This is a genomic window from Streptomyces sp. NPDC059861 (assembly GCF_042731435.1).
Classification (GTDB): Bacteria; Actinomycetota; Actinomycetes; order Streptomycetales; family Streptomycetaceae; genus Streptomyces.
The window spans coordinates 219,590-242,395 of the sequence record NZ_JBHWJQ010000007.1; the positions used below are offsets into that span (position 1 = coordinate 219,590).

22 protein-coding genes and 1 rRNA gene are annotated in these 22,806 nt (G+C 69.5%); 13 read left to right on the forward strand and 10 right to left on the reverse strand.

The window, feature by feature from the left end; genetic code table 11:
- Positions 1-19 precede the first annotated feature (19 nt).
- The 3 genes from ACFV6X_RS09180 to ACFV6X_RS09190 all read left to right on the forward strand — a co-directional run bounded on the left by ACFV6X_RS09180 (position 20) and on the right by ACFV6X_RS09190 (position 1,989).
- Positions 20-445, forward strand: coding sequence for an NUDIX hydrolase (locus ACFV6X_RS09180; RefSeq protein WP_385379866.1), 426 nt, complete (start codon positions 20-22; stop codon positions 443-445).
- 439 nt (positions 446-884) lie between these two features.
- On the forward strand, positions 885-1,721 hold the full coding sequence (locus tag ACFV6X_RS09185) for a hypothetical protein (RefSeq protein WP_385379868.1): 837 nt from the start codon (positions 885-887) through the stop codon (positions 1,719-1,721).
- 85 nt (positions 1,722-1,806) lie between these two features.
- On the forward strand, positions 1,807-1,989 hold the full coding sequence (locus ACFV6X_RS09190; protein ID WP_365444702.1) for a hypothetical protein: 183 nt from the start codon (positions 1,807-1,809) through the stop codon (positions 1,987-1,989).
- Positions 1,990-1,997: 8 nt separating this feature from the next.
- On the opposite strand, the gene ACFV6X_RS09195 is transcribed toward ACFV6X_RS09190, so the two are convergent.
- Complete coding sequence (locus ACFV6X_RS09195; protein ID WP_365444705.1) at positions 1,998-2,330, reverse strand: metal-sensitive transcriptional regulator; 333 nt, start codon at positions 2,328-2,330, stop codon at positions 1,998-2,000.
- A 214-nt stretch (positions 2,331-2,544) separates the two neighbouring features.
- On the opposite strand from ACFV6X_RS09195, the gene ACFV6X_RS09200 reads away from it, so the two are divergent.
- Both ACFV6X_RS09200 and ACFV6X_RS09205 read left to right on the forward strand, forming a co-directional pair.
- Complete coding sequence (locus ACFV6X_RS09200) at positions 2,545-3,165, forward strand: DUF47 domain-containing protein (RefSeq protein WP_385379872.1); 621 nt, start codon at positions 2,545-2,547, stop codon at positions 3,163-3,165.
- Between the two features lie 7 nt (positions 3,166-3,172).
- On the forward strand, positions 3,173-4,171 hold the full coding sequence (locus ACFV6X_RS09205; protein WP_365444711.1) for an inorganic phosphate transporter: 999 nt from the start codon (positions 3,173-3,175) through the stop codon (positions 4,169-4,171).
- Between the two features lie 368 nt (positions 4,172-4,539).
- On the opposite strand, the gene pstB is transcribed toward ACFV6X_RS09205, so the two are convergent.
- The 4 genes from pstB to pstS form a co-directional block, all read right to left on the reverse strand.
- Positions 4,540-5,316, reverse strand: coding sequence for a phosphate ABC transporter ATP-binding protein PstB (gene pstB, locus ACFV6X_RS09210; protein ID WP_385379875.1), 777 nt, complete (start codon positions 5,314-5,316; stop codon positions 4,540-4,542).
- Between the two features lie 45 nt (positions 5,317-5,361).
- Positions 5,362-6,420: a phosphate ABC transporter permease PstA gene (gene pstA, locus ACFV6X_RS09215; protein WP_385379877.1), complete on the reverse strand. Its 1,059-nt coding sequence runs from the start codon at positions 6,418-6,420 to the stop codon at positions 5,362-5,364.
- On the reverse strand, positions 6,417-7,424 hold the full coding sequence (gene pstC / locus ACFV6X_RS09220; protein WP_385379880.1) for a phosphate ABC transporter permease subunit PstC: 1,008 nt from the start codon (positions 7,422-7,424) through the stop codon (positions 6,417-6,419). The genes pstA and pstC overlap by 4 nt, the downstream gene beginning before the upstream one ends.
- A 112-nt stretch (positions 7,425-7,536) precedes the next feature.
- On the reverse strand, positions 7,537-8,658 hold the full coding sequence (pstS, locus tag ACFV6X_RS09225; protein ID WP_385379883.1) for a phosphate ABC transporter substrate-binding protein PstS: 1,122 nt from the start codon (positions 8,656-8,658) through the stop codon (positions 7,537-7,539).
- 458 nt (positions 8,659-9,116) lie between these two features.
- Between pstS and ACFV6X_RS09230 the strand changes: the two genes are divergently transcribed.
- Complete coding sequence (locus tag ACFV6X_RS09230) at positions 9,117-10,697, forward strand: FAD-binding oxidoreductase (RefSeq protein ID WP_385379886.1); 1,581 nt, start codon at positions 9,117-9,119, stop codon at positions 10,695-10,697.
- A gap of 62 nt (positions 10,698-10,759) precedes the next feature.
- On the opposite strand, the gene ACFV6X_RS09235 is transcribed toward ACFV6X_RS09230, so the two are convergent.
- The 3 genes from ACFV6X_RS09235 to ACFV6X_RS09245 form a co-directional block, all read right to left on the reverse strand.
- Positions 10,760-11,473, reverse strand: coding sequence for a phosphatase PAP2 family protein (locus ACFV6X_RS09235; RefSeq protein WP_385379889.1), 714 nt, complete (start codon positions 11,471-11,473; stop codon positions 10,760-10,762).
- Between the two features lie 243 nt (positions 11,474-11,716).
- Positions 11,717-12,724, reverse strand: a complete 1,008-nt coding sequence (locus ACFV6X_RS09240) for an NlpC/P60 family protein (RefSeq protein ID WP_385379892.1) — start codon at positions 12,722-12,724, stop codon at positions 11,717-11,719.
- A gap of 148 nt (positions 12,725-12,872) precedes the next feature.
- Complete coding sequence (locus ACFV6X_RS09245; RefSeq protein WP_385379895.1) at positions 12,873-13,796, reverse strand: oxidoreductase; 924 nt, start codon at positions 13,794-13,796, stop codon at positions 12,873-12,875.
- Between the two features lie 89 nt (positions 13,797-13,885).
- On the opposite strand from ACFV6X_RS09245, the gene ACFV6X_RS09250 reads away from it, so the two are divergent.
- The 7 genes from ACFV6X_RS09250 (at position 13,886) to ACFV6X_RS09280 (ending at position 21,909) form a co-directional block, all read left to right on the forward strand.
- The gene (locus ACFV6X_RS09250) at positions 13,886-14,488 is read left to right on the forward strand and encodes a TetR/AcrR family transcriptional regulator (protein ID WP_385379897.1); all 603 of its coding nucleotides are present in this window, start codon (positions 13,886-13,888) and stop codon (positions 14,486-14,488) included.
- Between the two features lie 297 nt (positions 14,489-14,785).
- Positions 14,786-15,094, forward strand: coding sequence for a hypothetical protein (locus tag ACFV6X_RS09255; protein ID WP_006136301.1), 309 nt, complete (start codon positions 14,786-14,788; stop codon positions 15,092-15,094).
- 213 nt (positions 15,095-15,307) lie between these two features.
- Positions 15,308-16,135, forward strand: coding sequence for a hypothetical protein (locus ACFV6X_RS09260; protein ID WP_385379900.1), 828 nt, complete (start codon positions 15,308-15,310; stop codon positions 16,133-16,135).
- The gene (locus ACFV6X_RS09265) at positions 16,125-17,459 is read left to right on the forward strand and encodes a hypothetical protein (RefSeq protein ID WP_385379903.1); all 1,335 of its coding nucleotides are present in this window, start codon (positions 16,125-16,127) and stop codon (positions 17,457-17,459) included. Before ACFV6X_RS09260 ends, ACFV6X_RS09265 begins: the two co-directional genes overlap by 11 nt.
- On the forward strand, positions 17,456-19,012 hold the full coding sequence (locus tag ACFV6X_RS09270) for an SCO6880 family protein (protein WP_385379906.1): 1,557 nt from the start codon (positions 17,456-17,458) through the stop codon (positions 19,010-19,012). The genes ACFV6X_RS09265 and ACFV6X_RS09270 overlap by 4 nt, the downstream gene beginning before the upstream one ends.
- 14 nt (positions 19,013-19,026) lie before the next feature.
- Positions 19,027-20,436, forward strand: coding sequence for an ATP-binding protein (locus ACFV6X_RS09275; RefSeq protein ID WP_385379909.1), 1,410 nt, complete (start codon positions 19,027-19,029; stop codon positions 20,434-20,436).
- Between the two features lie 9 nt (positions 20,437-20,445).
- Positions 20,446-21,909: a type VI secretion protein gene (locus ACFV6X_RS09280; protein ID WP_385379912.1), complete on the forward strand. Its 1,464-nt coding sequence runs from the start codon at positions 20,446-20,448 to the stop codon at positions 21,907-21,909.
- A gap of 2 nt (positions 21,910-21,911) precedes the next feature.
- Here ACFV6X_RS09280 and ACFV6X_RS09285 read toward each other — a convergent pair whose 3' ends face one another.
- On the reverse strand, positions 21,912-22,475 hold the full coding sequence (locus ACFV6X_RS09285; protein ID WP_385379915.1) for a GNAT family N-acetyltransferase: 564 nt from the start codon (positions 22,473-22,475) through the stop codon (positions 21,912-21,914).
- A 74-nt stretch (positions 22,476-22,549) separates the two neighbouring features.
- Positions 22,550-22,666 (reverse strand): 5S ribosomal RNA (rrf, locus tag ACFV6X_RS09290).
- Between the last annotated feature and the right edge of the window lie 140 nt (positions 22,667-22,806).

The following is a 22,806-nucleotide window of genomic DNA, read 5'->3' on the forward strand; positions in this document are numbered from 1 at the left end:
GAGGGGGCGTGAACAGCCGTTGACCGGTACGAAGGACAACACCCCGGTCCACGCGGCCGGCTGCGTACTGTGGCGCCGCTCCCACGTCGCCGAGGGCCTGGAGCTCTGCCTGGTCCACCGCCCGAAGTACGACGACTGGTCCCACCCCAAGGGCAAGCTGAAGCGCGGTGAGGACCCGCTGGCGGGCGCGTTGCGCGAGGTCGAGGAGGAGAGCGGCTACGCCGTGGAGCCGGGCGCCGAGCTGCCCACCGTGCACTACATGGCGAACGGCCGCCCCAAGCAGGTCCGCTACTGGGCGGCCGAGGCCACCACGGGCGGCTTCACCCCGAACGACGAGATCGACCGCATCCTGTGGCTGCCTCCCACCGCGGCCCGGCTGCGCCTGACCCAGCCCCGCGACCGCGAACTGGTGGACGAACTCCTGGCGACGATGCGCCGCGCCTAGGACGTCCCCGGCGCCCTGCCTCGGGCCGCCCGGGCCCCGCTGAGCCGCCGGGACCGTCAAGATCCGGCCACATGCCCCGCCGCGTCCGTCCGGGCCAGGCTCCGCGCCCGGCGCGCGGGCCCACGCCAGCCGCAGACGCAACGGGCCACGCAGAAGGGCCCCTGCTCGACCGTGCTGGTGCGGTGCTCCGGCCCGTCCTGACCTGGGCCGAACCGATCCTGCTCTGTCACGCCCTCACGCTACCCGGACCAGGTGAACGGCCGGCCGGCCGGGAGTAAGCGTCTTGCGCAGACCCGCCCCGGCCGCCCCCGAACACCCCGGCCGAACACTCCCCGCGCACGCCTCCACCACCCCTGCCCCGCGTGACGGCTCTACCTACCCGTCGTTAACCGGACAACAGGGGGCCCGAGACGAACGTACGGCTGGGGGTAGGCAGACCATGGCGGAGCAGCACGGCAAGGCGGGCGGAACGGTCGTGGCGGCAGGGCTGGCGGCCTGCGCCTGCCTTCTCGCCTCCGGATGCACGAGCAGCGGCGCCGCCGCGGACGACGCCCGCCCGGCCGACCCGGTCGGCACACTGCACCGGGCCGCCGAAGCCCTGGTCGACGCGGGCACGTCCAAGGCGCGTACGTCGATGGAGATGGCGACCGGCGGCACCCGCGTCACCATCCGCGGCGAGGGCGTCTACGACTTCACCCACCAGCGCGGCCGGCTGAAGGTCCTGCTCCCCCAGGACCCGGCCGGCCAGACCGAGCACCGCCCGATCACCGAGCTCCTCGCCCCCGGCGCCCTCTACATGAAGAACCGCGGCGCCGGGGTCCCGGCGGACAAGTGGGTGCGGGTCGACACGGCGACCCTGTCCGACGGAAACCTGGTCACCGGCGGGGCCACGGACCCTTACACCGCCGCCGAGGTGCTGCGCGGCACCCGCTCGGCGAAGTACGTCGGCCGGACCGAGGTCGCGGGCACCGAGGTCCACCACTACCGGGGCACCGCCGACCTCACGAGGGCGGCGAGGACCGCGTCGCCCGGGGGCCGGGCGTCGCTCGCGGCGGCGGCGAAAGGGTTCGCCACGGCTGACGTTCCGTTCGACGTGTATCTCGACGACGAGGGCCGGATCCGAAAGATCAGGCACCGCTTCAGCTTCGTCAACGGCCGGCAGGAAGGCACCGTGGCCGTCGCGTCCACGACGCTGCTCTACGACTTCGGCGCGCCCGTCGACGTGGCCCTGCCGCCCGAGGACGACATCTACGCGGGCCGGATCGCCGAGGAGTGACCGGCCTGAACTAGCCCGTCCGTGCCATGCGCGTTGTGTAGGCCACTCCCTACTCTAGGAAGCCGGTGACGGCAGAGAAGAGGTGATGCACGTGGCTCCGGTCGGCGGTACGGCAGTTCAGGACCACGTGGCCCTCGCCGAGATCGAGCTGTGCGGAGAGCTGATCATCGCGGCCTCCGCGGCGGACGAGGACCGGCTGAGCCTGGAGAGCATCGACCAGGTCCTGAGGGTGGCGGAGGAACGCGGGGACGACTCCCTGGGCAAGTGAGCGATGGCTCACGTCCGCAGCAGGCGCCCGATGGCCTTCGTGGCCTCCTCGACCTTGGCGTCGATCTCGTCCCCGCCCTTCAGCGCGGCGTCGGCGACGCAGTGCCGCAGGTGCTCCTCCAGCAACTGGAGGGCGAAGGACTGCAGGGCCTTGGTGGAGGCGGAGACCTGCGTGAGTATGTCGATGCAGTAGACGTCCTCGTCGACCATCCGCTGCAGGCCGCGGATCTGGCCCTCGATCCGGCGCAGTCGCTTCAGATGCTCGTCCTTCTGCTTGTGGTACCCGTGGATGCCCCGGTCGTGGTCGGTCACCACGCCCTCACCGGCCTCGGCGGTCGTCATCGCGTGCCCTCCATCCACATACCCCTACTGGGTATATCGTACCGGACTTTGCTGGGTATAGGCCCCTTGGCCACTGCTCGGAGCCGGCCACCGAACCGCCCCCGTACAGATGCACGGAATTCATGGGCGACACTGGAGGACGGCCCGTTAGCCGTGGCCGGATGATGCGCCTAGCATCACCCTGACCGAAACCGAAGCACCCCGAGGACCCCACGTGCGCTTTCGTCTGACCCCCAGGGAGACGAGCTTCTATGACATGTTCGCCGCATCCGCGGACAACATCGTCACGGGCTCGAAACTCCTGATGGAACTGCTCGGGGCGGACGCTTCCGCCCGGGCCGAGATCGCGGAGCGTATGCGGGCAGCGGAACACGCCGGTGACGACGCCACGCACGCGATCTTCCACCAGCTGAACTCCTCCTTCATCACGCCCTTCGACCGCGAGGACATCTACTCCCTCGCGTCCTCCCTCGACGACATCATGGACTTCATGGAGGAGGCCGTCGACCTAGTCGTCCTCTACAACGTCGAGGAACTCCCCAAGGGCGTCGACCAGCAGATCGAGGTCCTCGCCCGCGCCGCCGAGCTGACGGCCGAGGCGATGCCCCACCTGCGCACGCTGGACAACCTCACCGAGTACTGGATCGAGGTCAACCGCCTGGAGAACCAGGCCGACCAGATCCACCGCAAGCTGCTTGCCCACCTCTTCAACGGCAAGTACGACGCGATAGAGGTGCTGAAGCTCAAGCAGATCGTCGACGTCCTCGAAGAGGCCGCCGACGCTTTCGAACACGTGGCGAACACGGTGGAGACCATCGCCGTCAAGGAGTCCTGACCCGTCCATGGAGACGTTCGCCCTGGTCGTGACCATCCTGGTCGCCCTCTTCTTCACCTACACCAACGGCTTCCACGACTCGGCGAACGCGATCGCGACGTCCGTGTCGACGCGCGCGCTGACGCCGAAGGCCGCACTCGCCATGGCCGCGGTCATGAACCTGGCCGGCGCCTTCCTCGGCAGCGGCGTCGCGAAAACGGTCAGCGAGGGTCTGATCGAGACGCCCAAGGGCTCCACGGGCATGGGCATCCTCTTCGCCGCCCTCCTCGGCGCCATCACCTGGAACCTCGTCACCTGGTACTTCGGCCTCCCGTCCTCCTCCTCCCACGCCCTCTTCGGCGGCATGGTCGGCGCGGCACTGGCCGGCGGCACGACGGTCTACTGGGACGGCGTGCTGGACAAGGTCGTCATCCCCATGTTCATCTCCCCCGTCGTCGGCCTGATCGTCGGCTACCTGGTGATGACGGCGATCATGTGGATCTTCCGCCGGGCCAACCCGCACAAGGCCAAGCGCGGCTTCCGGATAGCGCAGACCGTCTCAGCGGCGGGCATGGCCCTGGGCCACGGTCTCCAGGACGCCCAGAAGACCATGGGTGTCGTCGTGATGGCCCTGGTCATCGCGGACGTCGAGGACTACGGCGACCCGATCCCGCTCTGGGTCAAGATCGCCTGCGCCCTCATGCTCTCCCTCGGCACCTACGCCGGCGGCTGGCGCATCATGCGCACCCTCGGCCGCAAGATCATCGAACTCGATCCCCCGCAGGGCTTCGCCGCCGAGACGACGGGCGCGTCGATCATGTTCACCACGGCCTTCCTCTTCAAGGCCCCCATCTCCACGACCCACGTCATCACCTCGGCCATCATGGGCGTCGGCGCGACGAAGCGCGTGAACGCGGTCCGCTGGGGCGTGGCCAAGAACATCGTTCTGGGCTGGTTCATCACCATGCCGGCAGCCGCCGTCGTCGCGGCCTGCGCCTTCGGCGTCGTACACCTGGCGTTCCTCTAGAAAGCCCGCAGACCCCCGGCCGACAGCCGACCGAACGGGACCCGCACCCGCCCACGGCGGGAAGGGGCCGTGCCGGGGGGTGCCCGCCCGCAGCGGTCGGCGCGTCGACACGGGCGAGTTGGTAAGCGACCGATTCCGCGCCGTTCCGAGGACGGACACCCCCCGGGCACGGCCCCGACCCACCCACAGCCGGCAGGCGCCACAGCACCCCGGCACCACCCCGCACAGGCCGCCGCAGGCACTCGCACGGAGGCCCGGCCGCACCCCCGCCAGGTACACGAAAACGACGGGGCCCGCCCCCGGGAGCCAGGGGCGGGCCCTTTTCGTCCTCGCGGTGGCACCGCCATGCAGCACCGCGAGGGGCTTGATCAGCCGAAACGCCCGGAGATGTAGTCCTCCGTGGCCTGGACCGACGGGTTGGAGAAGATCCGCTCCGTGTCGTCGATCTCGATCAGCTTGCCCGGCTGCCCCACGGCAGACAGGTTGAAGAACGCCGTCCGGTCCGACACGCGCGCGGCCTGCTGCATGTTGTGCGTCACGATGACGATCGTGAAGCGCTCCTTCAGCTCCCCGATCAGGTCCTCGATCGCCAGCGTGGAGATCGGGTCCAGCGCGGAGCACGGCTCGTCCATCAGCAGCACGTTCGGCTCGACGGCGATGGCCCGCGCGATGCACAGCCGCTGCTGCTGACCACCGGACAGCCCCGAGCCCGGCTTGTTCAGCCGGTCCTTGACCTCGTTCCAGAGGTTCGCGCCCTTGAGCGACTTCTCCACGATGTCGTCCAGCTGCGACTTCTTGTACGACCCCAGCAGCTTCAGCCCCGCCGCCACGTTGTCGTACACCGACATCGTCGGGAACGGGTTCGGCCGCTGGAACACCATGCCGACCTCACGCCGCACGGAGACAGGGTCGACCCCCTGCCCGTACAGGTTCTCGTCGTCGAGCATGACCTTGCCCTCGACCCGCCCGCCCGGAGTCACCTCGTGCATCCGGTTGAGCGTCCGCAGGAACGTGGACTTGCCGCATCCGGACGGCCCGATGAAGGCCGTGACCGAACGGGGCTCGATCGTCATCGAGATGTCCTCGATGGCACGGAAGGAGCTGTAGTAGGCGCTGAGGCCGCTGACATCGATGCGCTTGGCCATGTGAAATCACTGCTTCTTTCGGAATTCGGTCGCTGTGTGGCCGCGTCAGCGACCGGTCTTGGGGGCCTTCCAGCGGGCGATGCCGCGGGCCAGCAGGTTCAGGATCATCACGAAGGCGATCAGCGTCAGCGACGCCGCCCACGCACGGTCGTACGCGGGTTCGGCACCGGCGCTCTGAGAGTACTGCTGGTAGATGTACAGCGGCAGCGAGGCCTGGGCCCCTTCAAACGGGTTGTTGTTGATGAACGGGTTACCGAACACCAGCAGCAGCACCGGCGCGGTCTCACCGGCGATACGGGCGACCGCCAGCATGATGCCGGTGGTGATACCACCGATCGCCGTCGGCAGGACGATCTTCAGGATCGTCCGCCACTTCGGCACGCCCAGTGCGAGTGACGCCTCGCGCAGCTCGTTCGGCACGAGCTTGAGCATCTCCTCCGTCGAGCGCACCACGACCGGCACCATCAGGATCGCCAGCGCGAGCGAGCCGGCGAAGCCGAAGGGCTGCATCTCGAACATCAGCATGATGCTGAGGATGAACAGACCGGCGACGATCGACGGGATACCCGTCATGACGTCGACGAAGAAGGTGACGGCCCGGGCGAGGTTCCCGCGCCCGTACTCGACGAGGTATATGGCGGTCAGGACACCGATCGGCGCGGCGATCAGCGTCGCGAGACCGACCTGCTCCAGGCTGCCGATGATGGCGTGGTAGATACCGCCACCGGCCTCGCGGTCACCCACGACGCCCATCGAGTGGGTCAGGAAGTACCCGTCCAGGACCTTCGTACCGCGCTCCACGGTCGCCCAGACCAGCGAGGCGAGCGGCACGACGGCGAGCAGGAAGGCCACCCAGACCAGCGAGGTGGCCACACGGTCCTTGGCCTGCCGCTTGCCCTCGACGGCCGTGGCAATGGTGAACGTGCCGAGGACGTAGAGGATCGCGGCGATCAGGCCCCACTGGATACGGCTGTCCAGCCCGGCCACCATGCCGACGCCCACCGCGACGGCGAGCGAGCCCGCGGCGATCGCGTAGGGAGCCCACTTGGGCAGGTTGGCACCGCGCAGCGTGTTGGGGCGCTTGGTGAGGACGGCGTGGCTCATGCGTTGGCCCCCGAGTACTCCTTGCGGCGGGCGATGATCGCGCGGGCCGCGCCGTTGACCAGCAAAGTGATGACGAACAGGACCAGGCCGGAGGCGATCAGCGCGTCACGGCCGAAGGTGTCCGCCTCACCGAACTTGCTGGCGATGTTCTGGGCGAACGTACCGCCGCCCGGGTCGAGCAGGCTGGCCTGGATCTCGAAGGAGGGCGAGAGCACGGTGGCGACGGCCATCGTCTCGCCGAGCGCACGGCCGAGGCCGAGCATCGACGCGGAGATCACGCCGGAGCGGCCGAACGGCAGCACCGACATCCGGATGACCTCCCAGCGCGTGGCGCCGAGGGCCAGGGCCGCCTCCTCGTGCGTCTGCGGGACCTGGCGGAAGACCTCACGGCTGACGTTGGTGATGATCGGCAGGATCATGATCGCCAGCAGGATGCCGACCGTGAGCATCGAACGGGGCGTGCCGCCGTTCCATTCAAAGATGCCGGTCCAGCCGAAGTACTCGTCGAGCCAGGCGAAGAGGCCGCCCAGGTGCGGTACGAGGATCAGTGCGCCCCAGAGGCCGTACACGATGGACGGCACGGCGGCGAGCAGGTCGATCACGTAGGCGATCGGGCCGCTCAGCCGGCGCGGGGCGTAGTGGGTCAGGAACAGGGCGATGGCGACCGCGATCGGGACCGCGATGACCATGGCGATGATCGAGGAGACCACGGTGCCGAAGGCCAGCACCGCGATGCCGAAGACCGGCGGCTGGGTGCCCGTGTTCCATTCGAAGGTGGTGAGGAAGTTGCCCTCGTCCTCGCTGATGGCGAGGACGGCGCGGTAGGTGAGGAAGACCGCGATCGCGGCCATGATCACCAACAGCAGGATGCCCGATCCACGGGAGAGACCGAGGAAGATCCGGTCACCGGGTCGGGTGGCGCCGCGGGCGGCGCGCTTGCGCTCGGTCTCCGTCGGCTGGGGCATGGGTGGAGGCGCGTCAGTGTGCTTCGTCGTTATGTCCATCAGGTTCTCCGGTCTGCGGAGCCGGACTTGTCGTACGACTCCTGGCGGCGGTGCACCGGACGGTGCGGAGCCCGGCCCCCCGGGGTGCGGGAGACCGGGCCGCGCACTCAGGTCAGCTCAGGCCCTCGATGGTGGTGCGGACCTTGGCGATGATCTCAGCGGGGATCGGCGCGTAGCCGGCGTCGGCCAGCTGGCCCTGGCCGTCCTCGCTCGCGACGTAGTTGAGGAACGCCTTGGTCGCGGGCAGGCTGTCGGCCTTGTTGCCCTTGTCGCAGACGATCTCGTAGGTGACCAGGGTGATCGGGTAGGCGCCGTCGGCCTTGGTCTTGTAGTTGATCTCCAGGGCGAGGTCCTTGCCCTGGCCGACGACCTCGGCGTCCGCGATGGCCGCGGTGGCACCGTCGGTGGAGGCCTTGACCGGCTCGACGGCACCGGTGTCGATGGCGACGACGTCCATGCCCTCGGCGTACGACAGCTCCATGTAGCTGATGGCGCCGGAGACCTGGGAGACCTGCTGGGCCACACCGGAGGAGCCGGAGGCCGACTGGCCGCCCTTGGCCTGCCAGGCCTTACCGCCCTCGTACTTCCAGTTGTCCGGGGTGGTGGCGATCAGGTACTTGGTGAAGTTGTCCGTGGTGCCGGACTCGTCCGAGCGGTGGAACGCCTGGATCTTCAGGTCGGGCAGGTCGGCGTCGGGGTTCAGCTTCTTGATCGCCGCGTCGTTCCACTTGGTGATCTTGCTGTCGAAGATCTTGGCGATCGTCTCGGCGTCCAGCACCAGGTTGTCGACACCCGGGACGTTGTAGGAGAGGGCGATCGGGCCGCCGACCATCGGGAGGTCGATGCCCTGGCCACCCTGGCAGACCTCCTTGGAGGCCGCGATCTCTTCCTCGTCCAGCGCGGAGTCGGAGCCGGCGAAGGCGACCTGGCCCTGGTTGAACGCGGTGATACCGGCGCCGGAACCCGAGCCCTTGTAGTTGATCTGCACGTCCTTGCAGGCCGCCGTGAACGCCTTCACCCAGGCGTCGATGGCGTTCTTCTGCGCGGAAGAGCCGTCGGCCAGCAGCTGGCCCTTGGCGTCTCCACAGTCGATCGAGCCCGTGGCGGCGGCGCTCGCGGATGAGCCACCACCGTTGCCGGTGTCGTCGGAGCCGCACGCCGTGAGGGCCAGGGCGCCGGAGACGGCGAGAGCACCGAGGGTGAGGGCCCGCCGGTTCATGCGCTGAAGCTTCACTTTTCGGGAGTTCCTTCCAGGAGCCGCCGTCCTGATTCGGCGGCGTGCGAAGTGTGTTCGGAGGCGGACGCGTTCGAGCACGCCCGTCGCCGGTAAGGCCGAAATTAGGCAGATCAGGTGAAGCCGCCTATGGCCGTAAGTGAACGGAGGGTGAACCCCTGCGGTCGGTGCGGTTAGGTCACGGAATGCTCACGCGGAGAGCACGTGAAGGTCCCAACCGAGCGCGTACCGGCGCCCACACCTTCGTTCACCTCCCTCAAACGGCACCAGACACGGACATAAGCAGAATTACCGAGAAAGCTACCTGAACCACTACGGTCCAGGTCAAGGCTTCCCGGCCCCTGGTGACTGTGCGTGACCTGGCCTGGTAAGAGGCAGGTCGGAATCGGCGCAGGGCGGAACCCACGGCTCCGAGGTGACGTCTCGTCCCATGTAAGCGGTGGGAGCGGGAGGCACGTATGGAACGGCGTACGTTCATCGGGGGCGGCGCCGCCGCGGTCTTGGGGATCGCGTCGGCGGTGGCGTGCAGCAGCGGATCCGGAACCGCCACGGCCACCCCCACCACGGCCGGTGGCCCCTCCGCGTCGCCCACCGGGCTCGGCGCGACCGCCACGACGACCGCGACCACGGCCGCCGCCGACTGGTCGGCACTGGCCCGCGATCTCGACGGCGCGCTGGTGCGCCCCGGCGACGCCTCCTGGCCGGCCGCCCACCAGCTCTACAACACCCGCTTCGACGCGCTGAGGCCCGCCGCGGTCGCGTACGTCGCCCACCAGGGGGACATACGCACGACCCTCGCCTACGCCCGCGCCCGCGGCATACGCGTGGCGATCCGCAACGGCGGCCACTCCTACGCCGGCTGGTCGTCCGGCAACAACCGCCTGATCATCGACGTCTCCAAGCTCAACCGCGTCCGCGCGAGCGGCAGCACCGCCGTCGTCGGCGCCGGCGCCAAGCTGATCGACGTCTACCGTTCCCTCGCCGCCAAGGGCGTCACCATCCCCGCCGGCTCCTGCCCGACGGTCGGCGTCTCCGGCCTGGTGCTCGGCGGCGGGCACGGGGTGGTCTCCCGGGCGTACGGCCTGACCTGCGACAGCCTCACCGGGGCGAGCCTGGTCACGGCCGGCGGCAAACAGATCACCACCGACGCCTCCCACCACCCCGACCTCTTCTGGGCGCTGCGCGGCGCGGGCAACGGCAACTTCGGCGTCGTCACCGAACTGCACTTCCGTACCCACCCGGCCCCGCAGGCGGTCTCGGCGTATCTGACCTGGCCGTGGAGCAAGGCGGCCGCGGTCGTGAAGGCCTGGCAGGAGTGGGGTCCGGACCAGCCCGACGAGATCTGGTCGTCCCTCCACCTGGCGAACGCGGCCGGCGGCACCCCCACCGTCTCCGTCGCCGCCTTCTCCCTCGGCACCTACGGCGAACTCCAGAACGCCGTCGACCGCCTCGCCGCCCGGGTCGGCGCCTCCGCATCCCACGTCTCGCTCAAGCGCCGCTCGTACGAGGAGTCGATGGAGGTCTACGCCGGCTGCTCCTCCTTCGCCACGGACGCCCAGTGCCACCTTCCCGGCACGACCCCCGGCCGCTCCCCGCAGGGCGCCCTGAACCGCGAGACGTACGCCGCCCGCTCCGACTTCTTCGACCGCTCGCTCTCCGCGGCCGGCATCCGCGCGCTGCTCGCCCAGGTGACGTCGGTGCGCGGCGGCGCGGGCAGCATCGCGTTCACGGCCCTGGGCGGCGCGATCAACCGCGTCTCCCCGACGGCGACGGCCTTCGTGCACCGCCGCTCACGGATGCTGGCCCAGTACATAGCCTCCTGGCAGGCGGGCACGTCCGGCGACTCGGCCCAGTCCTGGCTGGCCTCGGCCCACGGCGCGATGCGCCCGTACGCGTCGGGAGCGGCGTACCAGAACTACGCGGACCCGACGCTGAAGAACTGGCGGGAGGCGTACTACGGGGCCGCGGCCCCGCACCTGACCACGCTGAAGCGGATCTACGACCCGAACAGGATGTTCACGCACCCTCAGGCGCTGTAGCCCCGCCGCCTGTGCCAGGACGGCGAACTGTGCCAGGACGGCGAAATGCCCGGACCGGCCGCCTAGGCGGCGAGGTCCCGCTCCTCGGCCTCCGTGGCCCCTCGGCGAGCCTCCGGGATCAGGGCCTCGCGCCCCTCCACCACGGACCGCCGCCGCACCAGCCACCCCGCTCGGGGCGATCGCTCCACGGCCGTCGTCACGGGCGTCAGCATGGCCATGGCCAACGGTGACAGCAGCAGCGCGACGGCCGTCCCCAGCGCGAAGCCGCCGACGACGTCCGTCGGATAGTGCACGCCCATGTACACCCGGCAGAGCCCTTCGAGCAGGGCCAGCCCGATCCCGACGAGCCCGAACCGGCGATCGGCGACGAACAGCCCGACCCCGAGCGCCATCGCGATGGTCGCGTGATCGCTCACGAACGAGAAGTCGGACTTCCCGGAGACCAGGACCTCCAGCCCCTCATGCTCGAAGAAGGGCCGGGGACGCTCCACGAACCCCCGTATCGGCACGTTCACCAGCACCGCGATGCCCGCGGCCAGCGGCGCCCACACCAGCGCGGCGACGGAGCCCGCCGCCTCCTCGCCGGAGACGCCGCCGCGCCGCCGCACACTCCACCAGCACCACACCACGAGCAGCACCATGGCGAGCAGCAGCCCGAACTCACCGACGAACTCCATGGTCCGGTCGAACCAGCGCGGCGCTTCCTTGGCCAGGCCATTGATGTCGTAGAGCAGCTCGACGTCAGGGTTCGACCCGGATTGCGCGAGTCCAGCCATGATGCAGCGGCCCCTTCGTCGTCGTCTCTCGGGCGCATCCGTGCATGCGCCGCTCTGCCACCCCCGTGGTCCGTAGATCCGCGTCGATCCGCCTGCTGGATCCGTCCGGTCGGCTACGTCAACAGGAACGCACGACCTCCGTCACTACGTTCCACATTCCACGAAATGATCACGCAGACGTTATCGAAGAGAGATACATAGCCGCAGCTCAGGGGTGGGTTTCACGTTCCGTCTCCGCCCTTTTCAGACCGCCGAGGGGAGCGCTTTCGCGCCATCCTCGGTTACCCGGGTGGCACCGAAGTAGTCGGGGGTGTCGATCGGATCGAACCGGATCACCGTGTTCCGCCGAGGGGCGTTGATCATGTACCCGCCGCCGACATAGATCCCCACATGCCGGATGGCCCGGGAATTGGTCAGGTCGTCCGAGAAGAACACCAGGTCACCGGGGAGCAGTTCGTCCCGCCGCGGGTGCGGCCCGGCGTTGTACTGGTCGTTGGCGACCCGGGGGAGGGTGATCCCCACGCTCTCGTACGCCGCCTTGGTCAGCCCCGAGCAGTCGAACCGTCCGCCCTGCTCGGGCGTGCCGTTGCCGCCCCACAGATACAACGTGCCGAGCTTCTTCTGCGCGTAGTGGATGGCGCCGGCGGCCTGCTCGGACGGGTCGACCCGTCCGACGGGCGCGGCGAAGCTCTCCTGGAGCGTCGTGATGACCCGGACGTAGTTCTGGGTCTCCTTGTACGGCGGCACGCCCCCGTACTTGATGACGGCGTAGGCGCCCGCGTTGTACGCGGCGAGCATGTTCTTCGTCGCGTCGCCGGGCACGTCCTTCACGTACTTCGCGAGCGTGCAGTCGTACGAGGCGGCCGACGGGATCGCGTCGTTCGGATCCCACACGTCCCGGTCCCCGTCACCGTCCCCGTCGATGCCGTGCGAGGCCCAGGTCCCCGGGATGAACTGCGCTATCCCCTGCGCCTGCGCGGGGCTCTTGGCCGTCGGGTTGAACCCGCTCTCCTGGTACAACTGCGCGGCGAGCAGCGCCGGATTGATGGCCGGGCACAGATTGCCCCACTTCTGCACGAGCGTCTGATAGGCGGCGGGCACCGACCCCTTGGCCAGCTTCCGCCCCGCGCCACCCACTCCGCCGACCAGGTTCCCGGCCACGAGGTACACGCCCACCACGAGCACCATCACGAAGGCGACCCCGGCACCCACGGCGGCGACCGCCACGACCCACGCCTTACGCACAGTCAACCGCCCCTCACCACCCGGCAGTACGCCGACGTCAGTGTAGAGGCGGGGTCGCGAAACGGCGCGAAGCTTCAGGACGTCGTGGCCGGGGCACGGCGTCCGCCCGGCCCGGCGTCCTGACGGCAGGACCGCGACGGCGGCTGACTGCCGGTCAGACGGTGTTCGTCCCGGCCCCCAGCGGATAGCCCACGCCCGTGAGCTCCTCCGACGCCGCCCACAGCTGACGGGCCGCCGCCGGGTCGCTCGCCGCCGCCGAACGGCCCACCAGGGTCGGGGTGCCGCGCATCTCGCCGAGGCCGTCGGGGCCCACGTAACTCGCGCCCGGCAGGTCCGTCACCGCCGCGTACAGGGTCGGCAGGGCGCCAGCCCGGTCGTCCTGGGCGACGATCCGGTTGGCGATCAGCATGGCGACGCGGGAGAGCGGGTTGGCCGCGTGGCTCTGGAGGTTGGTGGCCGCGTAGCCGGGATGGGCGGCGAGGGCACGCACCCGGGAGCCGGATTCCGCCAGGCGACGCTGGAGTTCCAGGGTGAACAGGAGGTTCGCCAGCTTGGACCGGCCGTAGGCGCGGACCGGCGTGTAGCCCGACGTCATGTTCAGGTCGTCGAAGTTCAGCCCGCCCGCAGCCCACCGGTGGGCGCCCGACGACACGGTCACGACGCGGTCGGTGACGTAGGGCAGCAGCAGGTTCGTCAGCGCGAAGTGGCCGAGATGGTTCGTGCCGAACTGCATCTCGAAGCCGTCCTTGGTCCGCTGCTCGGGCAGCATCATCACGCCCGCGTTGTTGATCAGCAGGTCCAGCGGACGGTCGCCCCACTGCTGTGCGAACTCCCGCACCGACGCCAGGTCCGCGAGGTCGAGTCGCCGGACCTCCGTACTCCCGCGCACCGTCGCGGCCGCCGTCTGCCCGCGCCGCGTGTCCCGCACCGCGAACACGACGTGCGCCCCCGCGTTCGCCAGCGCGTCGGCGGCGGCGAGGCCGATACCGCTGTTGGCGCCCGTGACGACCGCCGTCCGGCCGGCGAGCCCGGGCATTCGGCCGACGTTCCACTTGCCGATGTTCTTCGAAGTAGCCATGGCCTCAATGTAGGCGGCGACAACAATGCTGTCAATGACAACAAAGGTGACGGTGGCAACAAAGCTGACGCCGACAACATCGCGATAGGATGATGCGCATGCCCGAGACCCGCCCCTACCACCACGGAGACCTGCGCGCCGCCCTGCTCGCTGGCGCGGAGCGCACCCTGCGGGACAGGGGCGCCACCGCACTGTCCCTGCGTGAACTCGCCCGCGAGACCGGCGTCAGCCACGCCGCCCCGGGCCGCCACTTCAAGGACAAGCAGGCCCTGCTCGACGCCTTGGCCCTCACCGGCTTCGAGCGCATGACCCGGGCCCTCGAAGCCGCGGACGACCCCACGCTCGCCATGGAGGAGCGGCTCACCGCGCTCGCGCGCGCCTACCTCGGGTTCACCATCGACAACGCCGAGCTGCTGGAGCTCATGTACGCCCGCAAGCACGACCCGGACGTCTCCGAGCAGCTCGCCGCCGCCGTGGAGCGCACGATCACGCCCTTCCTCCGCCTGGTCGCGGACGCCCAGCGGCGCGGCGAGATCGTCGAGGGCGACCCCGAGCGCATCACCCTCCACGCGGGCGCCACCCTGCACGGCATCGCCGCGTTCACCGCCAACGGCTCGCTCCCGCCCCAGGACGCCCTCGACAGCGTCGGCGAGGTCGTCCACCACCTGCTGCACGGGCTGCGCCCCCGCTGACCCCGCGTCACCGCCCGGACGGTTCACGGCGATAGCCTTCACCCGGAGAACATCGACGCGACCGCTCCGGTCGTAAAGAGGCTCAACGACGGCACCACACCACAGGTTCCGCACCCACCTCGTTGCCCGGCGTTACCTGCCGTGATACACAGAGTCACCATACGAGGTATTCGTACGAAACCCGCCAAGCAATGACGCCAAGTCGACATACGACGGCGCCGTTGTCGGTGAGAATGAGGCCTGACCTCTGCGCACCGCAGGGGACTGCGGAACTACCCAACAGGGGCGGTGACTTACATGCTCTTTGCGGCCGACGAGGGAGACATCAACACCATCATCGGCGGGATCGCTCCGGACTGGGGCCCCTTCGGCAGCCTGGGCAACGAGGCCAAGGTGATGATCGAGGTGGTGATGGCCGTCGCCATCCTCATCTGCCTCGGCATCGCCATCTGGGGGGCGGCCAAACAGCGCATCGGTGCGACGGCCCTCCGGGACACCTTCAGCGCGGAACAGGGCAAGGGCCTCATCATCGCCGGCCTCACCGGAGTGTTCATCATCGGCTCCCTCGGCACGCTCTTCACCATCGTGTACGGCATGGCGGTGTAAGCGCGCCCACCCCCGTCCTCCCCGGGCGCGCCCGGTCCCCACTACCCATCACCCGCCCGTCGTGCCCACCGGCTGAGGTTGCGTTTCCCTGATGTCCCTGATGTCGAGTCACCACACCGCGCCCGCGCGGGAACCAGCGCGGCTACCGTCGTACACCTACGCGGTCATTCGGTACGACGGTCTCCACTACGACATCGAGGGGGCGGACGCGGCATGAGTCCCGGGGACGAACACGAGGCCTCCGGCGGTTACGGCGGCACCGGGCACACCCGTACCCGGCTGCCGGACGGCGAACCCTACGGCGGCACCCCCCGCCGCCCCCGCAACTCCTCCCGAAGCCTGATCACGGTGGTCGGCGTGGTGGTCCTCCTGATCGCCGCGATCGCCTTCGCCAACCGAGGCGACGACGACCCCACTTCACCGAACGGCGGAGCGTCGGGCCCGACGACGTCATCGACGGCGGCGAGCGGGGAACGTCCGGCGGAGACCAAGTCGGCGGGCATCCCTACGGGGTTCGCACATGACCAAAAGGGCGCGGAGAGCGCGGCGGCGAACTACTCCATCGCGCTGGGTTCGGCCGAGATGTTCAGCAAGGCCGGCCGGCAACAGATCGTCGGCACGGTGTACGCCCCCGATGTCGCCGCCGCCCGGCAGGCGGACCTGGACAGCGCGTACTCGAGCGAGGACTTCCTGACCAACATCGGCCTGCAGAAGGACGGCACGGCTCCGAAGGGGCAGTCCTTCATCTCCCGCGTCATTCCGGTGGGCACCAAAGCCACCGCGTTCAGCGCCGACGACGCCACCGTCGAGGTCTGGTACACGTCTCTCTTCGGCCTCTCCGGCGAACGCTCCACCAACCCGGTGTCCGAAAGCTGGTACACGACGACGTACCAGCTGACGTGGATCGCGAACGACTGGAAGGTCACGGACTTCCAGCAGAAGGACGGACCCGTGCCGGTCGGGCGCGACCAGCAGGCCTCTACCGCGGACGACATGACGAAGGCCGTCGAGGAGTACGGAGGGTTCACGTATGCGCGCTAACCACCGCTTCCTCGCAGTCACGGCCGCCTTCGCGGCCGTACAGTCCACCGCGGTGCTGATGGCCACCCACGCCATGGCCGCACCCACGCCTTCGCCGACCCCGAGCAACGACCCCTGCGATCTCATCCGCGGCCCCGCCAAGGACTACTGCGAACGAGAAAGCGGCTCGAACCGCAGCGGTGTCGACTCCCCCTCCCTCGACCCCACCTCCACCCTCGACCCCCTCTCCTCCCTCGCCAAGGGCTGTGCCGACGCCGCCGCCTGGACCATCGACAAGCTCAGCGTGGCCGTGAAGGACACCGCCAACGTCGACTTCACGAACGAGAAGTTCCTCCAGCAGTACGCCGTCGTCTTCGCCGCGTCCACGATCCTCACGCTCCTCCTCTGGCTCCTGGCCGTCGCCAAGCGAGCCGTCAGAGGCGCCCCCCTCTCCACCGCCATCGGCGAAGCCATCGGCTTCCTCTGGCTCACCGTCCTCGCCTCCGCCTTCACCCCCCTGATCCTCTACACCGTCGTCTCGGCCACCGACGGCGTCTCCGAGGTCCTCGCGAAGGCCACCGGCGACCAGACGGACGCCTTCTTCGGCAACTTCTCCGGCGCCCTGGAGAAGGGCGAGAACATCGGCGGCGGTCCGATCATGCTGATCGTCGTCTCCCTGGTCAGCATCCTCGCCGCCGGCGTCCTGTGGCTGGAACTCGTCATCAGGGCCGCCCTGCTCTACGTCGGCGCCCTCCTCGGCACGGTCGTCTACGCCGGCCTCGTCGACAAGAACCTGTGGGGCCACGTCCGCCGCTGGGCCGGCATCATGATCGCGGTCATCCTCGTGAAGCCCGTCATCGTGATCGTCCTCGGCCTGGCCGGCGCCCTCAGCGCCGACGACGGCCCCGACGCCTTCTCCGCGGTCGTCTCCGGCCTCGCGATCATCCTGCTCGCCATCTTCGCCTCCGCGATGATCTACCGGTTCGTCCCCGGCTTCGGCGACGAGATCGCGGGCTCCCGCAACAACCGCATCATGCAGAACGCCGAGGGCAAGGCCGCCGCCGTGATCAGCTCCCCCGCGACCCTGGTCGCCCAGGGCATCAAGACCCACAGCACCCGCGCGGACAACAACGGCCAGGCCCAGTCCGGCGGTGGCGGCGGCGCCCGCCCCGCCAACCAGGCCTCCGGCGGCGTCGCCGCCCACAGCTCCCGCCCCACGAACGGCGGCGGCGGATCTGTCCCCTCCGCCGCTCCCGCGCCACGCTCGTCCAGCCCGATCAACACGCCCCACGCCAGCAACACCCGCAACAGCAGCGGCAACCGCCCGGGAGGTGAAGGGCGTTGACGACCGAGTCCCACCTGTCCCATCCGGTCACGCCCCGCCGTACATATCTGATCGGCCGCGCCCGGCCGAACGCGATCGTCGGCCGGAATCGAGAGACCGGCGAGATCGCGCTGATCATCGTGGGCGCGTTCCTCGGCATGATGTGCGGGCTCCTCGTCCCGGTCCTGTCCCTGCGGATCGTGCTCCTCATGGGCTTCCCGATGCTGGCGCTGGCCGCGGTCTACGTGCCGTACAAGCACCGCACGCTCTACAAGTGGTACGAGATCAACCGCAGCTACAAGCGCACCCTGCGCCAGAACGCCACCTACCGCTCCGGCGTCATGGAGGCGGGCACCCGGCTCGACGGGCGCGAGATCGAGATCGGCCCGCCGCCGGGCATCGGCCGTATCACCTGGCTCGCCGCCCCGTTCGGCCCCGACGAGATCGCCGTACTGCTGCACGCGGACCGCAAGACCGTCACCGCCGCCATCGAGATCGAGGGCCCCGGCGTCGGCCTGCGCGACAGCGAGGACCAGGAAGCCCTCGTCGACCGCTTCGGCACCCTCCTCAAGCACGTGGCGAACGGCGACGGCTTCGTCACCCGCCTCCAGATGCTCGCCCGCACCCTCCCCGCCGACCCGGACGCCCACGCCAAGGACGTCTCCGTCCGCGGCGACGACCGCGCACTGCCGTGGCTCCAGCAGTCGTACGACCAGCTCCAGTCGATGGTGTCGACGAGCAGCGAGCAGCACCGCGCGTACCTCGTCGCCTGCATGCACTACGGCCGCGAACTCGCCGCCGAGGCCCACGCCATGGCCCGCGCGGCCCGCCCGCACGGCGGCAAGGCCGACCGCGACGCCGGGCTCGCCGTCGTCATGGCCCGCGAGCTGACGGACATCTGCTCCCGGCTCCAGGAAGCCGACATCCGCGTACGGCAGCCCCTCGGCCAGGGCCGGCTCGCCTCGCTGATCCACTCCATGTACGACCCGGACCACCCGATCGACCACATCCAGGCGATGACCAAGCGCAACGCCTGGCCGGCCGAACTGGACGCCATGGAGCCCACCTTCCTCCAGGCGAAGACACGCGAGTCCTCCACGCGCGCCCCCTGGTGCCACGCCACGGCCTGGGTGAAGGAGTGGCCGATGACCCCGGTCGGCGTCAACTTCCTGGCGCCGCTGCTGGTCCACACCCCGGACGTCATCCGGACGGTCGCCGTCACGATGGACCTCGAACCCACTGAGGTCGCCATCGAACGCATGCTGACGGAGAAGACCAACGACGAGGCCGAGGCGTCCCGCGCCGCCAAGATGAACCGCACCGTCGACCCCCGCGACATCGCCGCCCACAACCGCCTCGACCAGCGCGGAGAGGACCTCGCGAGCGGCGCCGCCGGCGTCAACCTGGTCGGCTACATCACCGTCTCCTCGCGCAACCCGGAGGCACTGGCCCGCGACAAGCGCACGATAAGGGCGTCGGCCGGAAAGTCGTATCTGAAGCTGGAGTGGTGCGACCGCGAGCACCACCGGGCCTTCGTGAACACCCTCCCGTTCGCCACCGGAATCCGAAGGTAGGGGTTGATGCCCTGATGCGGGACCCGCTCTCCGTCATCACCGAAGCCTTCACATCCTTCCTGTTCGGGAAGGTGGAGACCACGCGGCTGCCGGTGCGCACCTCCACGGGCCAGGCCCAGGCGGTCTACCTGCCCACCGCGGCCCCCGGCCTCGGCGACTCCGGCGTCATCATCGGCCGCGAGGTCTACTCCGGGAAGGGCTACATCTACGACCCCTTCCAGCTGTACGGCCAGCAGCTCCCGGCCCCGCACTGGCTGGTACTCGGCGAGTCCGGCAACGGCAAGTCGGCGCTGGAGAAGACATACGTCCTGCGCCAGCTCCGCTTCCGCGACCGCCAGGTCGTCGTCCTCGACGCCCAGGGCGAGGACGGCGTCGGCGAATGGAACCTCATCGCCCAGGAGCTGGGAATAACCCCCATCCGCCTGGACCCGATGGCGGCCCTGGACCACGGCATCCGCCTGAACCCGCTGGACCCCGCCATCACCACCACCGGCCAGCTGGCGCTCCTGCGCACCATCATCGAGGTCGCGCTGGGGCACGGCCTGGACGAGCGCTCCGGCTTCGCCCTCAAGGTGGCGCACGCCTACGTCAACGAGACGATCGTCGAGCGCCAGCCCGTCCTGACCGACATCGTCGAGCAGCTACGGCACCCCGAGCCCGAGTCGGCCGAGTCGATGAACGTCGACATAGACGACGTACGGGCATGGGGCCTGGACGTGGCACTGGTCCTGGACCGGCTGGTCGACGGTGACCTCCGGGGCATGTTCGACGGCCCCACGACGGTCGGCATCGACCTCGACGCCCCGCTCATCGTCTTCGACCTCTCCCACATCGACCGCAACTCCATCGCCATGCCGATCCTGATGGCGATCGTCGGCGTGTGGCTGGAACACACCTGGATCCGCCCCGACCGGAAGAAGCGCATCTTCCTGGTCGAGGAGGCCTGGCACATCATCAACAGCCCCTTCGTGGCGCAGCTGTTCCAGCGGCTGCTGAAGTTCGGCCGACGGCTCGGCCTGTCCTTCGTGGCCGTGGTCCACCACCTGTCCGACGTGGTCGACGGCGCGGCCGCGAAGGAGGCCGCGGCGATCCTGAAGATGGCCTCGACCAGGACGATCTACGCGCAGAAGGCCGACGAGGCGCGGGCGACCGGCCGGGTGCTGGGTTTGCCCAGGTGGGCGGTGGAAATCATCCCCACACTGACACCGGGCATCGCCGTGTGGGACGTCAACGGCAATGTCCAGGTCGTCAAACACCTGGTCACGGAGACGGAACGCCCGCTGGTCTTCACCGACCGCGCGATGACCGAGTCCTCCGCCGACCTCACCGACGACGCCCTGCGCGCCGCCGAGCTGGAGGCGGAGGAACGAGCGGCGGCGCTCATGGAACAGCACCTCGGCGACTCCGAGTCGACGGTGGCGTAAGGGGACGGCGTGAGAGCGGACGACCACCGGCGGGAAGCCCAGGGCGGTATCCCCGACGGCCTGCTGATCGGCATACTCGGGTTTCTCCTCGGCATGACCCTGCTGGTCTGGACGGCCACCGGCCTGGCGGGCCTGTTCGCGCACGGGTCGTGGCCGCGGGGCGTGACGTTCACCGGCACACCGCTTGCCATGCGCCACCTCATCGCCCAGCCGCACGACATCACCGGCGCCTGGCCGCAGACCCCGGGAGCACAGCTCTCGGGGTACGGCCTGTTCTGGGGACTGTTCATCGGCCAGCTGATGGTCCTGCTCGTGCTGACGCTCTTCGTGATGGGGACGGTGGCGCGCTGGAGAGCGGGCAAGGTGAAACGCCGGGCGGCCGCGCGGCACACGTCGACCCCCGCACCCGCGGTCTCCCACGAGGTCCCGACCCCGAGAACCGCGGAAGCCGTCGTGCCGGCACCGGCACCGCAGCCGACGGAAACACTCCACGAGAGCGAGCCGGAGCAGGTGCTCCGCACCCCCCTGTTCGGCAATCAGGTGGGCGGCTGGGAGAAGCTCCACGCGACGACCAAGGAAGCCCGCCGGACAACCGCGACCGAGGCGATCCGCGAGGCCGACGGCCCCACCCTCGTCGTCACCTCGAACCCGTCCCTCTGGCAGGACACCAAGGACCCCAGAGCCAAACTGGGCCCCACGCTCCTCTACGACCCCACCCACACCTGCGACACCCCGGCCCGCCTGCACTGGTCCCCCATCACCCACTGCGAGGACAAGGAGACGGCGATCGCGAGAGCCGCCGCCCTCCTGACCCCGGTCAACCCCACCTCACGACTCGACCAGGCCGTCAGCGACACCGCGCAGACCCTCCTGCGCAGCTATCTGCACGCCGCCGCCCTGGACAACCGCACCATCCGCCACGTGCACCGCTGGTCCCAGGGCACCCAGATGCAGGAAGCGGTACGCACCCTCCGTACCCACCCCAAGGCCGCCCCCGGCGCCGCCGGCGAACTCGAAGCCGCCCTCACCGCGCACCCCGAACGCCGTGACATGGCGCACGAGTTGACCGCCCGCGCCCTCTCGGCCCTGTTCACGCTCAACATCCGCGAGTCGTGCACACCCAACCGACCCGACACCCTCTCCCTGGATTCCTTCGTCGCAGAAGGGGGCACGCTCTATGTGGTCGGTGAATCCATCGAGGACCCCCGGACCAACCCGGGCGCGATGCCCCTGATCACCGCGCTCGTGTCCAGCGTGGTCGAGCACGGCCGGCGCATGGCCGAACGGTCATCCTCCGGTCGGCTCGACCCACCACTCACCCTCGTCCTCGACGACGTGGCGGCGGTGGCCCCGATCCCCCAACTCCCCTGGCTGCTCGCCTCCGGAGCCGACCAGGGGCTGCCGACCCTCGCCCTCGTCCGCTCCCGCGAACAGGCCCGCACCCGCTGGCCCCACGACGAGCTCCCGGTCTGACGTCAGCCCCGCTCCAGAACGAACTCCCGCTCACAGGGGCCCTCCTGGCCGGCCAACGGGACGCTCACGCCACTGGCCTCGAAGCCCACCTTCCGGTAGAAGGCCTGCGCCCGCCCGTTCTCCTCGTGCACGATGAGCCGCACCCGCTCCAGCCCCCGCGCCCAGCACCACTCCAGCGCCTCGTCGAAGAGCAACTCGGTCAGCCCGCACCCCCGATGCTCGGGCCGCATGTACACCCCCACGAGATGCCCCTGCCGCCGCGTCACGGGAAACCCGGCCCAGTCCGTCGTCCCCGGCTCCTCGACGAGCACGGTCAGCGTCCCGACCAACTCCCCGTCCGGTCCCTCGGCGACGACCTGCTGAGCCCCGACCGCGCCCTCCGCGGCCCGAGCGGCCCGGTCCCGCCAGAACGAATCCGGGCGGGCCACCGCCTCCTCGTAGGTCTCCAGAAAGGCGATCCGCGCGACCGGGTCCCGCAGCGCGGCAAGCCGCAACTCCCGGGTCGCCGGCCACTCCTCGGCCCGCAGGGACCGAACGACGTACCGCTCTTCGGCGCTGGTGCTCATGGGCCCCACCGTAGTGCCCGCCCTAAAACGCAGAAAACCCCGCATCCGAAGATGCGGGGTTTTCATCAAAAATTGTTCGGCGGCGTCCTACTCTCCCACAGGGTCCCCCCTGCAGTACCATCGGCGCTGTAAGGCTTAGCTTCCGGGTTCGAAATGTAACCGGGCGTTTCCCTCACGCTATGACCACCGAAACACTATGAAACAGACAACCAGACCACCACCATCAACATGGCAGTGGTGTTGTTCGTGGTTTCAGAACCAACACAGTGGACGCGAGCAACTGAGGACAAGCCCTCGGCCTATTAGTACCGGTCAACTCCACACGTTACCG